This is a genomic window from Paracoccus albus, assembly GCF_027913035.1.
GTDB classification, from domain to species: domain Bacteria; phylum Pseudomonadota; class Alphaproteobacteria; order Rhodobacterales; family Rhodobacteraceae; genus Paracoccus; species Paracoccus albus.
Map to the genome: position 1 here is coordinate 153593 of NZ_CP115775.1, position 18942 is coordinate 172534.

At 60.5% G+C, this 18942-nt stretch carries 23 protein-coding genes, 1 tRNA gene and 1 riboswitch; of the genes, 15 read left to right on the forward strand and 9 right to left on the reverse strand.

What is annotated here, in order from left to right; all coding sequences use genetic code 11:
* Position 1: 1 nt before the first annotated feature.
* From PAF20_RS00750 to PAF20_RS00765, 4 genes are all read right to left on the reverse strand, one after another.
* Positions 2–742: an ABC transporter ATP-binding protein gene (locus PAF20_RS00750; RefSeq protein ID WP_271071856.1), complete on the reverse strand. Its 741-nt coding sequence runs from the start codon at positions 740–742 to the stop codon at positions 2–4.
* Positions 735–1526 (reverse strand): ABC transporter permease, encoded by a 792-nt coding sequence (locus PAF20_RS00755; RefSeq protein ID WP_271071857.1) that lies wholly within the window; start codon positions 1524–1526, stop codon positions 735–737. The genes PAF20_RS00750 and PAF20_RS00755 overlap by 8 nt, the downstream gene beginning before the upstream one ends.
* Before the next feature lie 3 nt (positions 1527–1529).
* Positions 1530–2141 carry a YkoF family thiamine/hydroxymethylpyrimidine-binding protein gene (locus PAF20_RS00760; RefSeq protein ID WP_271071858.1) on the reverse strand — a complete coding sequence of 204 codons (612 nt, stop codon included), beginning with the start codon at positions 2139–2141 and terminating at the stop codon, positions 1530–1532.
* A riboswitch (TPP riboswitch) is annotated at positions 2134–2245 on the reverse strand. It overlaps the preceding gene by 8 nt.
* Positions 2246–2329: 84 nt before the next feature.
* On the reverse strand, positions 2330–3946 hold the full coding sequence (locus tag PAF20_RS00765) for an FGGY-family carbohydrate kinase (RefSeq protein WP_271071859.1): 1617 nt from the start codon (positions 3944–3946) through the stop codon (positions 2330–2332).
* A 174-nt stretch (positions 3947–4120) separates the two neighbouring features.
* Here PAF20_RS00765 and PAF20_RS00770 point away from each other — a divergent pair, with 174 nt between their 5' ends.
* Genes PAF20_RS00770 through PAF20_RS00795 form a run of 6 tightly spaced genes read left to right on the forward strand, consistent with a single transcriptional unit; the run spans position 4121 to position 9756 of the window.
* Positions 4121–5605, forward strand: coding sequence for an ABC transporter substrate-binding protein (locus PAF20_RS00770; protein ID WP_271071860.1), 1485 nt, complete (start codon positions 4121–4123; stop codon positions 5603–5605).
* Between the two features lie 6 nt (positions 5606–5611).
* Positions 5612–6574 carry an ABC transporter permease gene (locus tag PAF20_RS00775; protein ID WP_271071861.1) on the forward strand — a complete coding sequence of 321 codons (963 nt, stop codon included), beginning with the start codon at positions 5612–5614 and terminating at the stop codon, positions 6572–6574.
* Positions 6571–7404: an ABC transporter permease gene (locus PAF20_RS00780; RefSeq protein ID WP_271071862.1), complete on the forward strand. Its 834-nt coding sequence runs from the start codon at positions 6571–6573 to the stop codon at positions 7402–7404. The genes PAF20_RS00775 and PAF20_RS00780 overlap by 4 nt, the downstream gene beginning before the upstream one ends.
* Positions 7401–8216 carry an ABC transporter ATP-binding protein gene (locus PAF20_RS00785; protein WP_271071863.1) on the forward strand — a complete coding sequence of 272 codons (816 nt, stop codon included), beginning with the start codon at positions 7401–7403 and terminating at the stop codon, positions 8214–8216. The genes PAF20_RS00780 and PAF20_RS00785 overlap by 4 nt, the downstream gene beginning before the upstream one ends.
* Positions 8213–8977 carry an ABC transporter ATP-binding protein gene (locus tag PAF20_RS00790; protein WP_271071864.1) on the forward strand — a complete coding sequence of 255 codons (765 nt, stop codon included), beginning with the start codon at positions 8213–8215 and terminating at the stop codon, positions 8975–8977. The genes PAF20_RS00785 and PAF20_RS00790 overlap by 4 nt, the downstream gene beginning before the upstream one ends.
* Positions 8974–9756 (forward strand): DUF1684 domain-containing protein, encoded by a 783-nt coding sequence (locus PAF20_RS00795; RefSeq protein ID WP_271071865.1) that lies wholly within the window; start codon positions 8974–8976, stop codon positions 9754–9756. Before PAF20_RS00790 ends, PAF20_RS00795 begins: the two co-directional genes overlap by 4 nt.
* Positions 9757–9842: 86 nt before the next feature.
* Here the strand turns inward: PAF20_RS00795 and PAF20_RS00800 are convergent.
* From PAF20_RS00800 to def (PAF20_RS00815), 4 genes are all read right to left on the reverse strand, one after another.
* Positions 9843–9916, reverse strand: a tRNA-Gly gene (locus PAF20_RS00800).
* A 52-nt stretch (positions 9917–9968) separates the two neighbouring features.
* Complete coding sequence (fmt, locus tag PAF20_RS00805) at positions 9969–10862, reverse strand: methionyl-tRNA formyltransferase (protein WP_271071866.1); 894 nt, start codon at positions 10860–10862, stop codon at positions 9969–9971.
* Positions 10863–10872: 10 nt separating this feature from the next.
* Positions 10873–11376 (reverse strand): peptide deformylase, encoded by a 504-nt coding sequence (gene def / locus PAF20_RS00810; protein WP_271071867.1) that lies wholly within the window; start codon positions 11374–11376, stop codon positions 10873–10875.
* A 50-nt stretch (positions 11377–11426) separates the two neighbouring features.
* Positions 11427–11954 carry a peptide deformylase gene (def, locus tag PAF20_RS00815; protein ID WP_271071868.1) on the reverse strand — a complete coding sequence of 176 codons (528 nt, stop codon included), beginning with the start codon at positions 11952–11954 and terminating at the stop codon, positions 11427–11429.
* Between the two features lie 71 nt (positions 11955–12025).
* On the opposite strand from def (PAF20_RS00815), the gene PAF20_RS00820 reads away from it, so the two are divergent.
* From PAF20_RS00820 to PAF20_RS00860, 9 genes are read left to right on the forward strand one after another with little or no spacing between them, the layout of a single operon-like run.
* Positions 12026–13207, forward strand: a complete 1182-nt coding sequence (locus tag PAF20_RS00820; protein WP_271071869.1) for a MalY/PatB family protein — start codon at positions 12026–12028, stop codon at positions 13205–13207.
* A gap of 21 nt (positions 13208–13228) precedes the next feature.
* Positions 13229–13771: a L,D-transpeptidase family protein gene (locus PAF20_RS00825; protein ID WP_271071870.1), complete on the forward strand. Its 543-nt coding sequence runs from the start codon at positions 13229–13231 to the stop codon at positions 13769–13771.
* Between the two features lie 16 nt (positions 13772–13787).
* A complete protein-coding gene (locus tag PAF20_RS00830; RefSeq protein ID WP_271071871.1) occupies positions 13788–14252 on the forward strand; it encodes a GNAT family N-acetyltransferase in 465 nt (154 codons plus the stop codon).
* A gap of 39 nt (positions 14253–14291) precedes the next feature.
* Positions 14292–14915 carry a CDP-diacylglycerol--glycerol-3-phosphate 3-phosphatidyltransferase gene (gene pgsA, locus PAF20_RS00835; protein ID WP_271071872.1) on the forward strand — a complete coding sequence of 208 codons (624 nt, stop codon included), beginning with the start codon at positions 14292–14294 and terminating at the stop codon, positions 14913–14915.
* On the forward strand, positions 14912–15163 hold the full coding sequence (gene moaD / locus PAF20_RS00840) for a molybdopterin converting factor subunit 1 (protein ID WP_271071873.1): 252 nt from the start codon (positions 14912–14914) through the stop codon (positions 15161–15163). The genes pgsA and moaD overlap by 4 nt, the downstream gene beginning before the upstream one ends.
* The gene (locus PAF20_RS00845) at positions 15163–15600 is read left to right on the forward strand and encodes a molybdenum cofactor biosynthesis protein MoaE (RefSeq protein ID WP_271071874.1); all 438 of its coding nucleotides are present in this window, start codon (positions 15163–15165) and stop codon (positions 15598–15600) included. The genes moaD and PAF20_RS00845 overlap by 1 nt, the downstream gene beginning before the upstream one ends.
* Positions 15591–16103, forward strand: a complete 513-nt coding sequence (locus PAF20_RS00850; protein ID WP_271071875.1) for a hypothetical protein — start codon at positions 15591–15593, stop codon at positions 16101–16103. The genes PAF20_RS00845 and PAF20_RS00850 overlap by 10 nt, the downstream gene beginning before the upstream one ends.
* A 52-nt stretch (positions 16104–16155) precedes the next feature.
* A complete protein-coding gene (locus PAF20_RS00855) occupies positions 16156–17526 on the forward strand; it encodes a glutamate--cysteine ligase (RefSeq protein WP_271071876.1) in 1371 nt (456 codons plus the stop codon).
* Positions 17527–17533: 7 nt separating this feature from the next.
* Entirely contained in the window at positions 17534–18046 is a 513-nt protein-coding gene (locus PAF20_RS00860) for a hypothetical protein (protein ID WP_271071877.1), read from the forward strand.
* Here the strand turns inward: PAF20_RS00860 and PAF20_RS00865 are convergent.
* Positions 18043–18864, reverse strand: coding sequence for a uracil-DNA glycosylase (locus PAF20_RS00865; RefSeq protein WP_271071878.1), 822 nt, complete (start codon positions 18862–18864; stop codon positions 18043–18045). The genes PAF20_RS00860 and PAF20_RS00865 overlap by 4 nt on opposite strands.
* Positions 18865–18942: the final 78 nt, after the last annotated feature.

The following is an 18942-nucleotide window of genomic DNA, read 5'->3' on the forward strand; positions in this document are numbered from 1 at the left end:
TTCAGTCTCCGGAGTGATTGAGAAGGAGGTCGAGGATGTGCCCTTCGATGTCATGGGCGGACTGGGGCAGGGGCCTGCCCAGCCTGGGTCGTGGCGCGCTCACCTCGATCTCGGCGATGACGCGGGCAGGCCGGGGTGACAGGATGTAGATGCGGTCCGACAGCGCCACCGCCTCGCGCACGTCATGGGTCACCAGCAGGGTGGTCCATCCGGCATTACGCCAGCGTTTCTCCAGCCATTTCTGAAGGCGGGCGCGGGTCAGCGCGTCAAGTGCGCCAAAAGGCTCATCCAGAAGCTGGATCGGGCGACCCTGTATGACCGTTCGCAGAAGCGCTGCACGTTGCCGCATGCCGCCCGAAAGTTGCGCCGGATAGTGCTTTTCGAACCCGGAAAGTCCGAATTCCGACAGCATCGGCACCGAAATTGACCGGGCTTCCGCGCGGCCCATCCCCTGAACCTCCAGCCCCAGCGTGATATTGTCGATGATCCGCCGCCAGGGCAGCAGCGCATCACGCTGTGGCATGAAGGCAAAGGCATTTCGCGGCTTTTTGCCGTCCAGCAGGATGGAGCCCCGGTCGGTGCTGATTTCATTGGTCAGCAACCGGAACAGGGTGGATTTACCGCAGCCCGATGGACCGAGGATGGACACGAACTCTCCCGCGCGGACAGTCAGTGATAGCCGGTCGAGGATTTGTATGCCGCCCATCTTCAGGGACACGTCGCTGATGGTCAGCTCAGACATTGCCGGCCCCTTGATAACGCCACCTCATGGCAAGGAACTGGGCAAGGACCACCAACCCGAAAAGCAGCAGTGTCAGCGCAGAACTGAACACGACGGCGGCAAGCATCAGGTCTGGGCGAAAGCTGTTCTTTGCGTTCAGAATGACGATACCGATGCCCGACCGCGCGCCGGCATATTCCGCGAATATGGCTGCGACGACCGCGTAGGTTACCGAAATGCGCAATCCTGAGAAGAAAAAGGGCATTGCGGAGGGCAGTCTAGCCCGGCGGAAAACTGTCCCGCGCGTCGCGCCCATGGAGCGCAGCAGTGCCTCGATCTCCGGCTCTGTCGAGTCGTATCCGTCGACAAGCGCCACCAGCATCGGAAAGAACGTCACCAACGCGACCAGCAGAATCTTGGGTGTCAGGTCAAAGCCGAACCACAGCACCATAAGCGGCGCGATTGCAACGAGTGGCAGGGTCTGGCTGATGACGAAGATCGGGAACAGCGCCTTGCGAAGCCGTGGAATGAAATCCAGCAGGACCGAAAACAGGAAAGCCACCGTGATCGAAAATGCGAAGCCAAGCAGTGTCGCCCGCAGCGTTGGAAGCAGGTTCCGGAAAAGTAATTCTCGGTTCGCCAGTATCTGTGCGCCGACCCGTGACGGCGCGGGCAGCACTTGTGGCGAAATGCCCGACAGACGGACATAGCCCTCCCACAGCAGAAGGGCGGCGGTAACGCTGAGAATTGCCGGCAGCGCGCGCGCAATTGCGACGCGGCCCCTCGACAGCATTTGAGCAGGCATGGATCAGTCCGTGACAGAGGGGCTGTTGGCCGAAACTGTCAGGTCCATTGTCACATGGCCCTCTGGCGGACCGAAGCGGCAGAAAGCCTGCTCAATCGTCGCAAAGACCGGACCGGCATCACCCTTGATCCGCGTGCAGAAATTCTTCGTACGATCAAAGCAGCCGCTTTGCTTTAAGAAGTCGATACAGCCGTAGATCTCTTCCATGTGGTCGCCGTCCCCCATCACATAGAGGGAGAACTGGGCGCGGGCGATTTCGCCTTTCTGCTGGGCGGCGGAAACGGCTTTCAGCGCTGCTGATTGACGGTTTGCCAGCGGCGTATCCGGTGCCGACAAGGCTTTGGTGGCGCATATCCGGTCGTCCGCCTCTCCGGGGCAGCCACGCGACAGGGTGCAACGCAGGACGATGTGATGCCGTGTTGATGCCGCAGCCGTGTACAGATCGCGCAGGGCGGGAAACAGCACCTCTGGCGCGCCAACCAGAAGAGTTGAAATGTCGTCTGTTTCCATGCGCAACTGATCGCGCCAGGGTCCGAGTGCCTCAAGCGATGACGTGATGACGGATACGAAGTCGTCCGTCATGGGATAAAGAGAAATCTGTGCGCCGATGAACATATGTCCTCCTTGCTACGCTGGCATGATCCAGATCAGCTTTGAGGGTCCGAGGGCCTGCGCCCCCATCTCAGCCACGGCAATACGCGGCACCCCTGGGTAATGGCTTAACACCACGCGGCGATGAGACTGTCAATAGGAGCCTTACGCTGGGGCAGCGCGGAGCTGCCGAGCGTTATGGTCAGCTCGCCTCAGACCTGCGTCGCCTTGCGCGCAATGGACTGAAGATCCTCCCATATACGAAATCGCTTGTCGTGTTTCGCGGCGACGGTTCCGCCCTTTGGGGGATAATGTGCGCTCAGCCGCGACATGTTGCCCATTGCCGTTGCAAGATCAGGATAGATGCCGCCCGCCACCGCGCCAAGCATCGCAGAGCCAAGCAATACCGGCTCTTCGCCTTCTGTTGCTGCGAACTCTATCGCCGATGCGTCGGCCAGCAATTGACGGATGAAATCCGACCGGCCAGCCCCGCCGCTGATGACGACGCGACCGACTGGCGCACCGGCCTTGGCCTGCGCCGCAACGATCTGCCGCAAGCCATAGCCGATACCGCATATGCCCGCGACATAAAGCGCGATCAGACTGTTCAGCCCACGCGACATACCCAGCCCGGCAATAACGGCGCGCGTGTCGGGATCGGCATGGGGCGATCGGTTGCCCATGAATTCCGGAACGATGTGAAGACCCTTGGCCAGATCAACGGGGTCCGCATCTTTGGCAAGCTCTTCCGCCTCTGACGCAAGCCACGCGGGCAGAGACATGCCCGCAGCCTTCGCCAGCTTCTGCGCCTCGGGCGTGAAAGGATGCAGGTCAAGCAATTGGTCGATTGCCGCGCCGGCGGCGGATTGCCCGCCTTCGTTCAGCCACATGCCGGGCACCATCGCGGAAAAATAAGGCCCCCAGACGCCGGGTGCAAAGACAGGCTCCGCTGTCGAGGTCAACATGCAGGATGAAGTGCCGAAGACGTAGCCCAGATTGGTTCGCGCACCGCCGCCTCCCTTAGCGCCGACGGTTCCGACACCGCCCGCATGTGCATCAATCAGGCCGGTGCCGACAGGCGTGCCGCGCAGCAGGCCCAACTCTTCTGCAGCGCGGTCAGTCAGGCCGCTGCCAAGCGGGCTGCCTGCCTCGCGAATTTGCGTGCCGATACGACTGAAGCCTTCTTCCGCCAGTTCGCCAAGCCCGATCTCATGGAAATAGGAGCTATCCCAGCCCCCTTCATGCGCAAGATAGGTCCACTTGCAGGTGACGGTGCAGACCGAACGCGACAGATCACCCGTTGCCTTCCATGTCAGGAAGTCGGTCAGATCCATGAACTGCCACGCGCGGTCAAAGACCTCCGGCCGGTTTTCTTTCAGCCAGAGCAGCTTTGGTGTTTCCATCTCTGGTGAAATGCGTCCGCCGACGAAATCGAGCACGCGATGACCAGTTTGGTTGATGCGCTTTGCCTGTTCGCGCGCCCTGTGGTCCATCCACACCATGATGTTGCGCTCGGGGTAAGCGGGGTCGCCGACCGGCATTGGTTCGCCGCTTGCGCCAAGCACGACCAGCGAACATGTCGCATCGAAGCTGATGCCCGCGATGTCCTCGGCGGCGACGCCAGCGGCGCGGACAGCCCCTTGCACGGCACTGGCCACCGCGGTCCAGATGTCGTCGCTGGATTGTTCAACGATATTGCCGCTTTCGCGATACATTTGGATATCGTGCCTGGCGGTTCCCTGAAGATAGCCCTGAGTGTCGAATACGCCCGCGCGTGCGCTGCCGGTTCCAACATCGACACCCACCAGATACCTGCTGCGATCCGCCATCCTGTCCCCATCGCGCTTTGCAGCATGTTTAGCATGGGCGCATCTGACTGCACCACTTCTGACAACGTGGCGGGCACCGAATTGTATCCACATGAATTAACCCCCGCCCCTCTCGTAAACCGGTGTGAACGTGACTAGTCTGGGTGCACATCACAATTCGGAAGGCCTCCTGCGATGAAACTTGTCCCGACCTTTGTCCTGGCCCTTGGTGCCGCAACGGTGCCCTTTGCCAGTGCCGCGCTTGCGCAAGCCAATCCTGATGCGATCATTCGGATCGGCTCGCTGTATGAACCGCAGAATCTGGATAACACGGCGGGCGCAGGGCAGGGCATTAACGAGGCATTCAATGACAATGTCTACGAGGCGCTGTTCCGCCTGAATGATGATGGCTCTGTCGAGCCCGTTCTGGCCGCCGATCACACGGTTTCAGATGACGGGCTGACGCACACATTTACGCTTCAGGATGGCGTTACCTTCCATTCCGGCGATCCGCTGACGGCGGCGGATGTGAAATATTCGATTGAGCGCGTGACGGCGGAATCGTCCAAGTCGTCGCGCAAAAGCAGCCTTGCCAGCATCGCCAGCATCGAGGCGCCTGACGACAAGACGGTCGTGGTCACGCTGGATTCCCGGTCAATTTCTCTGCCCTACAATCTCAGCTATGTCTGGATCGTTAACGATGCTGCCGGCGATATTTCCGCGACAGAGGATGGCACCGGCCCCTATGTCCTGAACGGCTGGCGTCGCGGTTCAGCGATTTCGTTGCGGGCTTTTGAAGATTATTGGGGCGAGGCGCCGAAGAACGGCGGCGCGGATATCAGCTATTTTACCGAAGCCGCTGCTTTGGACAACGCGCTGCTGACCGACGCGCTTGATCTTATCACCACGATCCAAAGTCCCGATGCCCTCGCACAGTTCGAGGACCCGTCACGCTATACGATTGCCGAGGGGAATTCGACGGTCAAACAGATCATGGCCTATAACGACCGAGAGGCCCCCTTTGACAATATTCAGGTCCGCAAAGCCCTGGCGCGTGGTATCGACAAGCAAAAGCTGCTGGAGGCGATCTGGGGTGATCGCGGCATGGTACTGGGCAGCTTCGTGCCGCCAACCGATCCGTGGTACGAAGACCTGACCGGCGTCGACGCTTACGATCCGGAAAGCGCCAAGGCCCTTTTGGCAGAGGCTGGATATCCGGACGGGTTCACCTTCACGCTTGATACGCCGAACTACGATCCCCACCCCATCACCGCAGAGTTTATCAAGGCAGAGCTTGCGAAGATCGGTGTGACGGTGAACATCAACATCATCACCGCGAATGAATGGTACACCAAGATTTATCAGGCGCATGATTTTGATGCGACGCTGCAAGAGCATGTCAATCACCGCGATATCGTCTTTTACGGCAACCCGGATTTCTATTGGGGTTATGACAATGCCGATGTCACGCGCCTGATCAAAGAGGCAGAGCAGAGCGGCACCGAAGAAGAGCAGACAGAAAAACTTCGCGAGGCGAATGCCATCATCGCGGAAGAAGCGGCATCCAACTGGTTCTTCCTTTATCCGCAGATCGTCGTATCGGCGGCCAATGTTACCGGCTATCCGCTGAACGGCCTGAACTCTCAGTTCTTCCTGCGCGATATAGAGAAAGCAGAATAAGCCCTGATGCGTCGCTATCTGCTGCGCCGGACAATCGTGCTGGCCCTGTCGCTGATCGCGGCGGGGCTGGTTCTGTTTGTGCTGCTGCGGCTGCTGCCGGGTGATCCGGCGGCTGCGCTGTTGGGCGTTGGCGCGGATGAGGCGCAGATCGCCGCCGCCAGAGAGCAGGTCGGTTCGGATCAGCCGATATTTGTGCAGCTTGGCCGGTTTCTGTCGGATCTGGCCCGTTTCGATCTGGGCAATTCTTTCGTCTCGAACCAGCCGGTGCTGCCCGAGATACTGACGCGGCTGACGATCACCCTGCCGCTGACGCTCGCGTCCTTTCTGCTGGCGATCTGTCTGGCGGTTCCGCTGGGGATCATCGCCGCTGTGCGCGGTGACCGCTGGTATGGGGCTATGATTTCGACGGTTTCGCAGCTTGGCATAGCCGTTCCGGTCTTCTGGATCGGCATTCTGCTTGTGTGGCTGGTCGCGATAGAGTGGCGGCTGCTGCCTGCCAGCGGCTTTCCGATTGCCGGTTGGCGTGACCCGCTGGAGGCCATTCGTGCTTTGATCCTGCCAGTGGTTACCATTGGCATCGTCATGGGGGCATCGCTTCTGCGCTATGTCCGCTCGGCCACGCTGGACGTTGTCGGGGCGGATTATCTTCGCAACGCACGCGCCCTTGGCGAAAGCTTTCCGCAGGCGATGATGCGGCATGGTATCCGCAACGGCTCTGTGCCCGTGATTTCCATTCTGGGGATTGAGCTTGCCTCGACTCTGTTGGGTGCGGTCGTTGTAGAGCGTGTGTTCAATCTGCCCGGTCTCGGTTCCATGCTTCTGACGGCGATTCAACAGAGAGATTATCCCAGCGTTCAGGGCGTCTTGCTGATCACCACCCTGCTGGTGCTGCTGATCGGCTTTGCCGCCGATGTGGTGCAGCGGTTGATTGATCCGCGCCTGCGCGAACCGGCGGCGGTAAGGCGATGAACAGGTCTACTCGGAACCTGTATATAGGCATTGTTCTGGTCGGGCTGAATGCGTTTGTCGCACTCCTGACCTTTTTCTGGCTGCCATATGATCCGACGGCTATGGCAGGGGGCCGACTGTCGCCGCCGTCATGGGCTCATCCGGCTGGCACGGATCGGCTGGGGCGCGACTACCTGACACAAGTGATGATCGGTGCGCGTATCGCGATGACGGTGGGGATCGGTGCCGCCCTGCTTGGCGGTATAATAGGGACCACCATTGGCGTTCTGTCTGCCTTTGCGCGGCGGGGGCTGGATGATGCACTGGCCGCGACGCTGGATATTCTGATTGCCTTCCCGACGCTGCTGCTAGCCATGCTGGTCGTGGCAGCCAGTGAAGGGGCAAGCCTGTGGACGGCAATTCTTGCCATCGGGCTGGCCATGTCCGCCATCATCGCCCGCTTGGTTCGCATCCTGACGAAGCGGGTTCTGGCACAGGATTTTATCACCGCAGCCCGCTGTTCGGGTCTTGGCTGGGTACGGATCACCATCAACCACATTCTGCCGAATATCTTCCCGACCATACTTGTTATCGTGGCGCTTCAGTTCGGCCTTGCCGTCATTGCCGAGGCATCGCTGTCCTATCTGGGCCTTGGCACGCCGCCGCCGAACGCGTCATGGGGGCAGCTGCTTCAGCAGGCGCAATCAACGGTGTTTCGTGCGCCGATGGGGGTTATCGCGCCCGGTCTGGCGCTGATGTCGCTGGTTCTGGGTATCAACTTTCTGGCGGACGGTCTGCGCGATCTCATTGATGCCGATCCGGTCGGCACGCCGGAGGAGGTCGAGGCATGAGCCTTCTGAGCGTCTCGGACCTTTCGGTATCCGCACCGGGCAGAGAATTGGTGCACGGCGTCAGCTTCGAACTTGCCGCGGGTGAACGTTTGGGACTGGTTGGTGAAAGCGGTTCCGGCAAATCGCTGACGGCGATGGCTATTGTTGGGCTGTTGGCACCGGGGCTGGTCGCGGACGGGTCGGTTGTGCTGGATGGTCATCAGGTGATCGGGCGCCCTGACCGAGAGATGACGGCAATGCGTGGCGCGACCGCCGCTGTGGTCTTTCAGGATTCGCGTGCGGCGCTTGATCCGCTGATGCGGCTTGGCGATCAGCTTGCCGCGCCGATCCGCCGCCGGGCGCGGCGAGAGGGGCGACGCCTGTCAGACAGTGCCATGCGCGACGAACAGATCCGCTGGCTGGAACGTGTATCTATACCCGAGCCGGCACGCATCCTGCGCTCATGGCCGCACGAGGTATCCGGCGGACAGCGCCAGCGTTTTGCCATAGCGATGGCGCTGTCCTGCGCGCCCCGGCTGCTTATCGCGGATGAACCGACGACCGCACTTGATGTCTCGACGCAGGCGGAGGTGCTGTCGATGCTCGACCGTTTGGTAAAAGATGAGGGACTGTCGCTGCTGTTCATCAGCCACGATCTGCCGGTCGTGTCGCGCGTGGCGGATCGAGTGCTGGTGATGCGAAAGGGCCGCATGGTGGAGCGTGGTCCGACAGACCGGGTCTTCACCGAACCTCAGCATGACTATACGCAGGGTCTCGTTGCCGCTGCACGGCGGTTGCAGGATGCCCTGGATGGCGAGGGGGGCGGCGCATGAGCCTGTTTTCCCTGCGCGACGTGACCTATGGCTACGACCGCCGAAAGCCCGTGCTGCATGATATTTCCTTTGACCTGACAGCGGGGCAGAACCTTGGCATTCTAGGTGAAAGCGGGTCGGGTAAATCTACAGTTCTGCGCCTGATGCTGGGGCTTGCCGAACCCGACGAGGGACAGTTGGTGGCCGACGGCACGCGGCTTGATACCCGCTCCGCTGCGCGAATGCGGGACCATCGACGATTCGCGCAGCCCGTCTTTCAGGACCCTTACGGCTCGCTCGATCCGCGTATGCGCATTGGAAAGGCGCTGACCGAGCCGCATTCGGCACTCGGCCTGCCCGGCGATGCCCGAACCGAGGCCGCCCGCGTGCTGTCCGAGGTTGGTTTGCCGGAAGACAGTATTCACCGGCGCCCACGATCTTTTTCCGGCGGTCAAAGGCAGCGCATAGCAATCGGGCGCGCGCTGATCGCACGGCCCCGTGTGCTGCTGGCGGATGAGCCGGTCAGCGCGCTTGATCTGTCAACGCGGGTGCGGGTGATTGATCTGCTCGACACGCTGTCGCGGGATCTGACGCTGGTGCTGGTTTCTCATGATATTGCAATTGTGGCGGCGCTTTGCCCGCAACTGCTCGTTTTGCAGCACGGCCGCATTGTCGAAGCTGGCCTTACACGAGAGATCCTGCGCGATCCGCAGGATGACTATACCCGCACATTGCTGAACAGCCTGCCGCGGCTGCCTGAACCCAAGGAGCAGAGCCGATGAACGATGCATACAGCGACTCAATCGCAAAGTGGCGTGATGAACGCCTGGCCGCTTTGACAGCCGAGGACGGATGGCTGAACCTGACTGATCGGGTGGCGATTGTTCCGGGGCGGATGACGATCGGATCGGATCCGCAGAATGATGTTCAGATTTCCGCTGGCCCCGGCCATCTGGGCACGCTGGAGCTTTCAGCCGATGGTAACGCGACGTTTGATGACGGTCAGGCGCAGCATCAGTTTCAGCGCGTGCCTGACAATCCGCCAAGGCTGAAGACAGGCGGTCTGCTGCTGGAAGTGACGCAGGTCGAAGGCGCCTTTGCCTTACGCGTGCGCGACATCGGCGCTGCCTCACGCAAGGCGTTTCCGGGAATAGAGTCCTATTCGACTGACCCGGAATGGCGCATCGAAGCCGACTGGATCCCGCTGGATGAACCACAGGATGTGGAGATCGATCTTGTGACAGGCGCCCGTGACCGCGTGCGCATTACTCATCAGGCGGAGTTCACGCATGAGGGTCAGGTGGTCACACTTTTGCCGACCCATGAAAAATCGGGCAAGCCGATGTTTGTCATCCGTGATCGCACCGCGGGCCGTGAGACCTATGGCGCAGCACGGTTCCTGATCGGAGAGGTCAGCGGCGACAAGGTCGTGCTGGACTTTAACAAGGCATTCAGCCCGCCCTGTGCTTTTACTGAATTCGCAGTCTGCCCACTTCCCGTCGCGCAAAATATCATGCCCTTCGAAATTCGCGCGGGTGAGAAGAAGCCGGCGGATCATTAAGGCGGACGGCCAACGGCGAAAAAGCGGTCAGTCGGTTCCGCCGCGCGGCAAAAGCTGCGCCCCGGTTTCTCTGCTTTCAGGGAATTTGGAGCGGGTGATGGGAATCGAACCCACGTATTCAGCTTGGAAGGCTGCTGCTCTACCATTGAGCTACACCCGCGACCCGATCCTTTTAGGGCGAGACGTCGCGCTGCGCAAGTCGATCCGGCTGCTCAGTCCAGATGGGCAGGCAGGGACATGCCGCGCAATATTTCTGCGGCGAGCATAGGGCGTTTGCCGGCACGCTGTGCCTCCAGCACCTCAACAGCGCCCATCCCACATGCGATGCGGAACCCTCCCAGCACCTGGCCAGGATTGCCAGAGCCCTCTGCGATTCGTGAACGAAGCAGTTTGACCCTTTCGCCAGCGATATCGCACCACGCGCCGGGGAATGGCGACAGACCCCTGATCTGACGATCAACCTCGTTGGCTGGACGTGACCAGTCTATGCGGGCCTCGGTCTTGTCGATCTTGGCGGCATAGGTGACGCCGGTATCTGGCTGAGCTACGGCTTTGGCGGGCAGGCGGTCGAGCGTTTCAACGACCAGATCCGCCCCCATCGCGGCCAGCCGGTCATGCAGATCGGCCGTCGTAAGGTCGGACGTGATCGGTGTGCGGCGTTCCGCCAGCACCGGGCCGGTATCCAGCCCGGCCTCCATCTGCATGATTGATACGCCGGTTTCGTCATCGCCCGCCATGATGGCACGGTGGATCGGTGCGGCCCCACGCCAGCGTGGCAAAAGCGACGCATGGATATTGACGCAACCCAGGCGCGGCGCATCCAAAACGGGTTGGGGCAGGATCAGACCATAGGCAACGACGACGGCGACATCCGCATTAAGGGCTGCAAACTCCGTCTGCTCTGCCGCAGCTTTCAGGCTGCGGGGATAGCGAACCTCCAGCCCCATTTCATCAGCGGCTTTGTGAACCGGGGTCGGTCGCGATTTCTGCCCACGTCCGGCCTGGCGCGGCGGTTGCGTGTACACGCAGACGACCTCGTGCACCGCTGCGATGGCGCGCAGCGCAGGTACGGAAAAATCAGGCGTTCCCATGAAGATGACCCGCAAGATGCCCTCCTTATCCGCGCTTTGCCAGCTTCGCGGCCTTGGCGACCAGCATCTTGCGGCGCAACGGCGACAGGTGATCGACATACATTTTGCCATTCAGGTGGTCGATCTGATGCTGCACAGATGTTGCCCAGAGGCTGACGAAATCCCTGTCTTCGATTTCACCGCTCTCGTTCAGGTAGCGAACCGTTACGGCGCGGGGGCGGGTTATCCGCGCCGATACGCCGGGCAGGTTCGGACTGGCTTCCTCATAATCGCGGAACTGGACCGATTCATGCAGGATTTCTGGGTTGGCCATTCTGATGGCCTGACCGCGCTTTTCTGACGCATCTACCACGGCGAGGCGCAGCATGATCCCGATTTGCGGCGCGGCAAGGCCGACGCCGGGCATAGCCTCCATCGTGTCGATCATGTCATCCCAGACCATCCGGACAGCTTCCGTAACTGCTTCCACCGGTTGGGCCGGTGTGTGAAGGCGCTTGTCGGCGTAGGGCAGGAAAGGTCTGACGGTCATTTGTTCAACAGAAGCCTTTGAGTGGCTGGCGCATCGACGCGCATGGCGGTCTACGCCTGCTCACGGGCGCGTTCGCGTTTCAGCTTCACCATCTTGCGGGTAATCATCTGGCGGCGCATTGCGCTGATATGGTCGATGAACAGGACCCCATCCAGATGGTCGATCTCATGCTGGGCGCAGGTGGCCCACAGCCCGTCGAAATCTTCCTGATGTTGTTTGCCGTCCAGACCCAGCCAGCTCACTTTGACCTGAGAAGGCCGCGTCACCTCGGCATATTGTTCAGGGATCGACAGGCACCCTTCCTCATAGATGTTCTGTTCGTCTGATTCCCAGGTGATCTCGGGGTTCAGCAGAACCATCGGCTTGCGCTCTGCCTCGGGGTCGCGGTTGGCGTCCATCACGAATATCCGCTGCAGAACACCGACCTGCGGCGCCGCGAGCCCGATGCCGGGTGCGTCATACATGGTTGCCACCATGTCGGCTGCCAGCGTTTCCACATCGGGCGTGATGCGTGCGACGGGCTCGGCGACTTTTTTCAGGCGCGGGTCAGGATGAATCAGGATCGGGCGTATTGTCATGGTTTTGATCTAGGCCAAGGCTTGGCGCGGCGCAATAAGCCGCCTATCCATATCCCCGACAGGAGGCCCAAATGACCACACCCGACTTTGACGAAATCATCGAACGCCGCGGAACCAACTGCAACAAATGGGACGATATGGAGGCGATCTATGGCGTTCCCGCCGATCAGGGTCTGGCGATGTGGGTCGCGGATATGGACTTCAGGCCTCCCGCGCCGGTGCAGGCCGCCGTTGAAAAACTGGCAGCCCATGGTGTCTATGGCTATCCCGCGCAGAACCCGGATTATCTTCCCGCAATCCGGTGGTGGATGAAAAACCGTCACGGCTGGCAGATAGAGGCAGACTGGATCGTTACGGCGCTTGGCCTTGTCAACGGCACGGCGCTTGCCATTTCCGCCTTCACCGATCCGGGCGACCGCGTGATTCTGATGACGCCCGTCTATCATGCGTTCTCACGTGTGATTCGCGCTCAGGGGCGAGAGGTTGCCGAGTTTCCTCTGGCGCAGAACGATGGGCGCTATGTCTTTGATTGGCCGACGTGGGAAGGGCTGCTGACCGGCCAGGAAAAAATGCTGATTCTGTGCAGCCCGCACAATCCGGGCGGTCGCGTCTGGTCGGCGCAGGAACTGCGCGAGGTGGCAGATTTCTGCGCAGCGCACGATCTGGTGCTGGTAAGCGATGAGATCCATCATGATCTTGTCATGCCGGGTTTCAAACATACCGTTATGGCCGACGCCGCGCCGGATATAACTGACCGTCTCATCACGCTGACCGCTGCGACAAAGACATTCAACATTGCCGGCGCGCATGTCGGCAATGCAATCATCGCCGACCCGAAGCTGCGTTCCGCCTACAAAGCAAAGATGGCGGGACTTGGTCTGTCGACCGGGATGTTCGGAACAGATATGGTAGCCGCTGCCTATTCCCCTGAGGGTGCATCCTGGGTGGATGCGCTCGTGTCCTATCTCGACGAAAACCGCCGACTGTTTGACGAAGGGGTGAACGCGCTTCCGGGGCTGTCATCCATGCCGCTGGAGGCGACCTATCTGTCATGGGTCGATTTCAACGGCACCGGTATGTCTGCGGAAGAGGTAAGGGCAAGGGTTGCGAAGGATGCGAAGATCGCTGCGAATGCCGGTGAGACCTTCGGTCTTGGCGGGGAAGGGTTCCTGCGCTTCAACCTCGCGACGCCACGCAGCAATGTCGAATCCGCGGTCAGCCGCCTTCGCGCTGCCTTCGCTGATCTGCAATAGGCTCGGGAATTGGTGCCGGTCGTGTTCATCGTTTTTCTCGGCTGGATCCTGTGGTCGCTTTTCGGACCGACCGGCCTGGCTCCACCCGGTGGCGTCGACACGACGCGCCCACCGCCGCGGCCTGAACTGAGCCTACCGCTTCAGGGCGACATCGACCGCATCCTGATCGAAAAAGAGGCCCGGCGGCTGAGCGTTTACCAGCAGGGCAAGCTGGTCCGCGAGTATCGGATCGCGCTAGGCTTTGCGCCAGAGGGCGACAAGCTGATGCAAGGCGACGGCAAGACGCCCGAAGGTGTTTTCAAGGTTGACCGCCGCAATGACAAAAGTCAGTTTCATCTGTCGCTCGGCATTGACTATCCGAAATCCGACGACCGTAGGCGGGCGCGCGATGGCGGTTACGATCCGGGGGGCGATATCTTTATTCACGGGCAGCCCAACCAGATCGAAGACGGCTTTCGGGTCAAAGGCGACTGGACCGACGGCTGTATTGCCATCGACAATCACCAGATCGCCGAACTGTTTGCCGCCACCCGCATCGGCACCGAGGTTGAGATACGGCCGTGATCAGTTGGGGACAAAGATGGCAGAGATAACTCTGCGCCAGGCGCAGCCAGATGATGCCGGGGGCATGGCAGAGGTTCAGAACGCGATTTTTGACGCAGGTTTGCGTAAAACAGCCGTCGACGAAGATAAAATGCGCTCTTTGTATCTGGAGCATCCCAATACTCTTCGTCTGACCATTGCCGAGGGCGAGGGCGAAATCCTGGGCTTTCAGTGGCTGGGTGTCGCATGGCCAGACAATGAGTATGGCGTCGCCACCGGCTGGGGCATGATCGGAACCCATATACGGCCGGATGCCGGGCGCATCGGGATCGGGCGGAGACTGTTTGCAAAAACGCTGCAGGCCGCGCGAATTGCGCGGCTTGCCCATATCGACGCAAGCATCGGCGACGATAATGCGGCCGGCCTTGCTTATTACCAGGCGATGGGCTTTCGGCCCTATCGCAAATCTGAGGGGCGGACGCCGCACCGTCTCGACCTTTGACCCCTTCCCGATATGCGAGATTAACACTAGTTATACGCTATGACCTGGACCATTCCGAATATCCTCACCATTTTGCGCCTTCTCGCCGCACCGGGCGTCCCGGTTATGTTTCTGTATTTTCATCGTCCGTGGGCCGATTGGGCTGCGCTGACGCTGTTTCTGCTGGCGGCGATTACCGATTGGTTTGATGGCTATCTGGCAAGGCTGTGGAACCAGCAAAGCCGCTTTGGCGCCGCGATGGACCCGATTGCGGATAAGGCGATGGTCGTGATCGCTCTGGTGGTTATCACGGGCTATTCGGGCATGAACCCGTGGCTGATCCTGCCCGCCACCGTGATCCTGTTCCGAGAGGTTTTCGTGTCCGGCCTGCGCGAGTCGTTAGGCGATAAAGCGACGCAACTTGCGGTAACCAAGGTCGCGAAATGGAAAACCACGACACAGATGGTTGCGATATCCGTTCTGTTTCTGGGAACGGGGCTTGCCTATGTCGAATATGGTCGCCCCCCGCTGGTGGGTGAGGCAGAATTGCCCGGTGATGCGAAATGGTCCTCTCTTGCGACGTTCCTGGGCCTGTTTCTGATCTGGGTTGCGGCAGCGCTGACGGCGTGGACCGGGTGGGATTATTTCCGCAAGGCCATGCCTTTTCTGAAGGGTCCGAAATGAAGATAGACGTCCTTTATTTCGCATGGATTCGAGAGCGTATTGGCGAACCCAGGGAAAGCATTGATACGGGTGCCACAACGATCCGCGGCCTTGTGGAGCAGTTGATTAACAGCGACGAAAGATATGCGGCTGCGCTTTCCGATCTGAATTCCTATCGCGTGGCGGCCGATCAGGAACTGGTGAATTTCGACCACAAGCTGGAAAATGTGCGTGAACTGGCCTTTTTCCCGCCAATGACCGGCGGCTGATGCTGATCCGGATTCAGCAAGACCCCTTTGCACTGGCAGATCTGCTGGATGGTTTTGGTGACGGCGCAGGCGCTGTCGTGACATTTTCCGGCCTTGTGCGGGATGATACGGGCGAAATGACCGCTTTAGAGCTGGAGCACTATCCCGGCATGACGGAAAAGGCGGTATCGCGCATTGCGATGCAGGCGCAAGCTCGCTGGAATTTGGTCGATCTGGCAATTGTTCATCGCTTCGGCCGCTTGAATGTCGGCGAACAGATCATGGCTGTGGCAACCGCGGCGCGGCACCGGGCAGAGGCTTTCGAGGCGGCAGAATATCTGATGGACTACCTGAAATCGCGTGCGCCTTTCTGGAAGCGAGAGATCGGCGCTGACGGTCCCGGCGCATGGGTCGAAGCAAAGACGTCGGATGAGGACGCGCTGTCACGATGGGACTGATACGGCCAGAATTGCAGGCCTGGCTTGGCCCGAGAAAGGAGTTTCTCGCCGCGATTGTCTGCATGGCGGTCGCAGGATGGATCGCGACTTGGGGCGGCTGGTTCTATGCAGCGCTCGGCTTTGCAGGCTTCGCGATCTGTGCTGCATGGATGCTGGGCAGTTGGCGCAGACTGGCGTTTCACCGGGACATCGCGGCGCCCGGTCTGGTCGAGGTGGTTGAAGGCGAAATCCGCTATTATGGCGCTCGGGCAATTGGCGGCACGTTGTCGCTTCGTGATCTGAAAGAGATCCGCTTGATCCGTCTAAACGGCCACGATCACTGGCGACTGAAAACACGAGGTGGCGAGGCGTTGCTGATCCCTGTCGAGGCCAGCGGTGCCGAACATCTGGCGGATGCCTTTGCGGCGTTGCCGGGGCTGGACATGGGGCGGGTATCGGCCGCATTGTCGCAGAGCGGCGGCCCCTCCTTGCGGATCGTCTGGACGGCGCCCAACTCGGGTTGACTTGCGCCTTCGACCGCGCCACCTGTCACATAAGAACGAAAGAGGGCCAGACATGTCCATACCCCAGCAGGGCGGCGGCCCGATCGAGCGGCGCGAACAGCTTGCCGAATATATCGCTTGGGGCGAAAAGCCCCGAGAGGACTGGCGGATCGGGACAGAGCACGAGAAGTTCGGCTATTGTAAAGACAGCCTGCTACCGCTGCCCTATGACGGTGAGCGTTCCATCAAAGCCATGCTGGAGGGGTTGCAGCAACGTTTCGGGTGGTCGCCTGTGTTTGAGCAGGACAAGATCGTCGGGCTGGAGCGCAACGGCGCGAATGTCAGTCTGGAGCCGGGCGGGCAGCTTGAACTGTCAGGCGCCCCGCTGGAGTCGATCCACCAGACCTGCGACGAGGTGAACCAGCATCTGGCCGAGGTGCGAGAGGTTGCCGAGAAGATCGGGGCCGGTTTCATTGGACTTGGTGCCGCGCCGATCTGGTCGGAAGAGCAGATGCCAATGATGCCGAAGGGCCGTTATGCGCTGATGACGCCTTACATGCGCACGGTTGGTACGCTGGGCACGCAGATGATGTATCGTACCTGCACCGTGCAGGTGAACCTCGACTTCGGGTCAGAGGCAGATATGGTCCAGAAGCTGCGCGTTTCGCTGGCATTGCAGCCGGTTGCGACGGCACTGTTTGCGAACTCTCCGTTTCTGGATGGCAAGCCGAATGGTATGAAGTCGTGGCGTGCCCATATCTGGCAGAACCTTGATCCGGCGCGGACCGGGATGCTGCCCTTCGTCTTTGAAGAAGGCTTCGGTTACGATCAATGGGTGGACTATGTCCTCGATGTGCCGATGTATTTCGTCTATCGCGATGGAAAATATATCAATGCATTGGGGCAAAGCTTCCGCGACTTCATGCAGGGAAAGCTGCCCGCATTGCCGGGAGAGGTGCCGACGCTTTCGGACTGGGCTGACCACCTGACGACGGTTTTCCCGGAATCAAGGGTCAAGAAGTTCATCGAAATGCGCGGTGCCGATGGCGGGCCGTGGCGCAGGCTGTGTGCGCTTCCTGCGCTGTGGGTCGGTCTGCTTTACGATCAGTCATCGCTGGATGCCGCTTGGGATCTGGTGAAGGGCCTCGATGCGGAAACGCGCGAGGGGTTGCGCCGCGCTGCCGCCAAAGACGGGCTTAACGGCGGAGCAGGCGGTGTGAAGCTTCATGATCTGGCACGCGAAGCGGTGGGTATTGCCGAAGCCGGACTGAAGGCGCGGGCAAAGCGCGGAGCAGGCGGGTTGGTGCCTGATGAGACGCATTTTCTGAACGCATTGAAAGAAAGCGTGGAGACCGGGCAGGCCCCTGCGGATGAACTGCTTGCGAAATATCACGGCGAATGGCACGGAGATTTGACTCGCATCTATGGCGAGTATTCGTACTGATCACAGCATGACCGTGAATATTCGATACCGACTGATTCAGATCGTTGAGGTCCTGCTGTGGCTGGGTGCCATTATCGGGACCGTGCAATTTGCCTTGCGTGCCTGGGCAGTTCGAGAGCAGGGCTGGCGTACCATGCTGGACATTGCCGCACCCGGTTTGCTTGCCATCGGCGCTGCCATGGCGGGGCTGCTGGTCCTTATCGGCATTTACCACAATACCCGCCGTCACGGCGAAGCATTGGAGCGTTTGGCAAAACAGGGCGCGGGCGGCATCCGCCGTTTGCCGGGTGTCGGTCGCACCGATACCGCTGCTGCCGCGCCCATAAGCAACCGCCGCATCGCTAGTGCCACGCCCGTCAAAGAGCGGATCGCGCCTGTTGTACCGCACACTGAGACGACAGAGGCTCACGACACCGTAGTCACAAATCAGCTTCCAAAGTCAGAGAATGAGCGCGGGACGAATGACGCGGCAGAGGCCGTGCGCCGGGGCAACACCAGACGGCTTGGCCCCGCGTCTTAAAGGTCCAGTTTAGCTGCCAGTGAAAGCAGATCCGCCCAGGCGTCTTTCTTGGCGATCGGATTGCGCAGCAGATAGGCTGGGTGCGTCATTGGAAGCGCAGGTCTGCCAAAAGCCTCTGTCCAGTTGCCACGCAATCGCAGAATGCCCTCGCGGTTAAGCGCAGCGGCGCAGGGCGTGTTGCCCATCAGCAGGATGACCTCTGGCCCGGCAAGCTCAACCTGTTTGCGTAGAAATGGCAGCGATAGCGCGACTTCATTGGGCTGAGGACGCCGGTTGCCCGGCGGACGCCATTTCAGGACATTGGCGATGTAGACCGACCGCGCGGCGTCGGGGACATCCCGGCCCAACCCGATGGCTGCAAGCATTCTGTCCAGCAATTGCCCCGCACGACCGACGAAGGGCAGGCCACGGGCATCCTCTTCCTCGCCGGGGGCTTCCCCGATGATCATGACACGGGCAGCAGGATTGCCGTCGGAGAAAACGAAATTCCTTGCTCCTCGCTTCAGCGCCAGCCCGTCAAAGCCCGATTGCAGTTCGGCCAGCATATCAAGCGATGTTGCCTTCGCAGCCTGTGCTTCGGCTTCGGCCACAAAGGCGGCATGATCAGGCTCTGCCTGTTTCGGCGCAGGAACCGCAGCATGGCTCTGCGGTGCGATGGCCGACGGCGCGACAGGCTTTGGCGGAGGCGGCAGGTCCATCCGGTCAAGCGGCTCGTCCAAAATCGGCTCATCAACGCCCAGCTCTCGCTGCCATTCCAGCAATGCCAGGGCCGTCCAGCCGTCAACTTCGGCACCGCGCCATGTCAGACCTGATTCCATGCGCATGAAACTACGGCCAGCAACACCTTCGGGCAAGCCCGGCCCTTGCCGCATCGGTTCCGGTTTGCGATAGAGAAG

Excerpts from the sequence above, each read along its gene's own strand:
- PAF20_RS00750 (WP_271071856.1), bottom strand. The coding sequence starts at position 742 with ATGTCTGAGCTGACCATCAGCGACGTGTCCCTGAAGATGGGCGGCATA.
- PAF20_RS00755 (WP_271071857.1), bottom strand. The coding sequence starts at position 1,526 with ATGCCTGCTCAAATGCTGTCGAGGGGCCGCGTCGCAATTGCGCGCGCG.
- PAF20_RS00760 (WP_271071858.1), bottom strand. The coding sequence starts at position 2,141 with ATGTTCATCGGCGCACAGATTTCTCTTTATCCCATGACGGACGACTTC.
- PAF20_RS00765 (WP_271071859.1), bottom strand. The coding sequence starts at position 3,946 with ATGGCGGATCGCAGCAGGTATCTGGTGGGTGTCGATGTTGGAACCGGC.
- PAF20_RS00770 (WP_271071860.1), top strand. The coding sequence starts at position 4,121 with ATGAAACTTGTCCCGACCTTTGTCCTGGCCCTTGGTGCCGCAACGGTG.
- PAF20_RS00775 (WP_271071861.1), top strand. The coding sequence starts at position 5,612 with ATGCGTCGCTATCTGCTGCGCCGGACAATCGTGCTGGCCCTGTCGCTG.
- PAF20_RS00780 (WP_271071862.1), top strand. The coding sequence starts at position 6,571 with ATGAACAGGTCTACTCGGAACCTGTATATAGGCATTGTTCTGGTCGGG.
- PAF20_RS00785 (WP_271071863.1), top strand. The coding sequence starts at position 7,401 with ATGAGCCTTCTGAGCGTCTCGGACCTTTCGGTATCCGCACCGGGCAGA.
- PAF20_RS00790 (WP_271071864.1), top strand. The coding sequence starts at position 8,213 with ATGAGCCTGTTTTCCCTGCGCGACGTGACCTATGGCTACGACCGCCGA.
- PAF20_RS00795 (WP_271071865.1), top strand. The coding sequence starts at position 8,974 with ATGAACGATGCATACAGCGACTCAATCGCAAAGTGGCGTGATGAACGC.
- def (WP_271071867.1), bottom strand. The coding sequence starts at position 11,376 with ATGACCGTCAGACCTTTCCTGCCCTACGCCGACAAGCGCCTTCACACA.
- def (WP_271071868.1), bottom strand. The coding sequence starts at position 11,954 with ATGACAATACGCCCGATCCTGATTCATCCTGACCCGCGCCTGAAAAAA.
- PAF20_RS00820 (WP_271071869.1), top strand. The coding sequence starts at position 12,026 with ATGACCACACCCGACTTTGACGAAATCATCGAACGCCGCGGAACCAAC.
- PAF20_RS00830 (WP_271071871.1), top strand. The coding sequence starts at position 13,788 with ATGGCAGAGATAACTCTGCGCCAGGCGCAGCCAGATGATGCCGGGGGC.
- pgsA (WP_271071872.1), top strand. The coding sequence starts at position 14,292 with ATGACCTGGACCATTCCGAATATCCTCACCATTTTGCGCCTTCTCGCC.
- moaD (WP_271071873.1), top strand. The coding sequence starts at position 14,912 with ATGAAGATAGACGTCCTTTATTTCGCATGGATTCGAGAGCGTATTGGC.
- PAF20_RS00845 (WP_271071874.1), top strand. The coding sequence starts at position 15,163 with ATGCTGATCCGGATTCAGCAAGACCCCTTTGCACTGGCAGATCTGCTG.
- PAF20_RS00850 (WP_271071875.1), top strand. The coding sequence starts at position 15,591 with ATGGGACTGATACGGCCAGAATTGCAGGCCTGGCTTGGCCCGAGAAAG.
- PAF20_RS00855 (WP_271071876.1), top strand. The coding sequence starts at position 16,156 with ATGTCCATACCCCAGCAGGGCGGCGGCCCGATCGAGCGGCGCGAACAG.
- PAF20_RS00860 (WP_271071877.1), top strand. The coding sequence starts at position 17,534 with ATGACCGTGAATATTCGATACCGACTGATTCAGATCGTTGAGGTCCTG.
- PAF20_RS00865 (WP_271071878.1), bottom strand. The coding sequence starts at position 18,864 with ATGGAATCAGGTCTGACATGGCGCGGTGCCGAAGTTGACGGCTGGACG.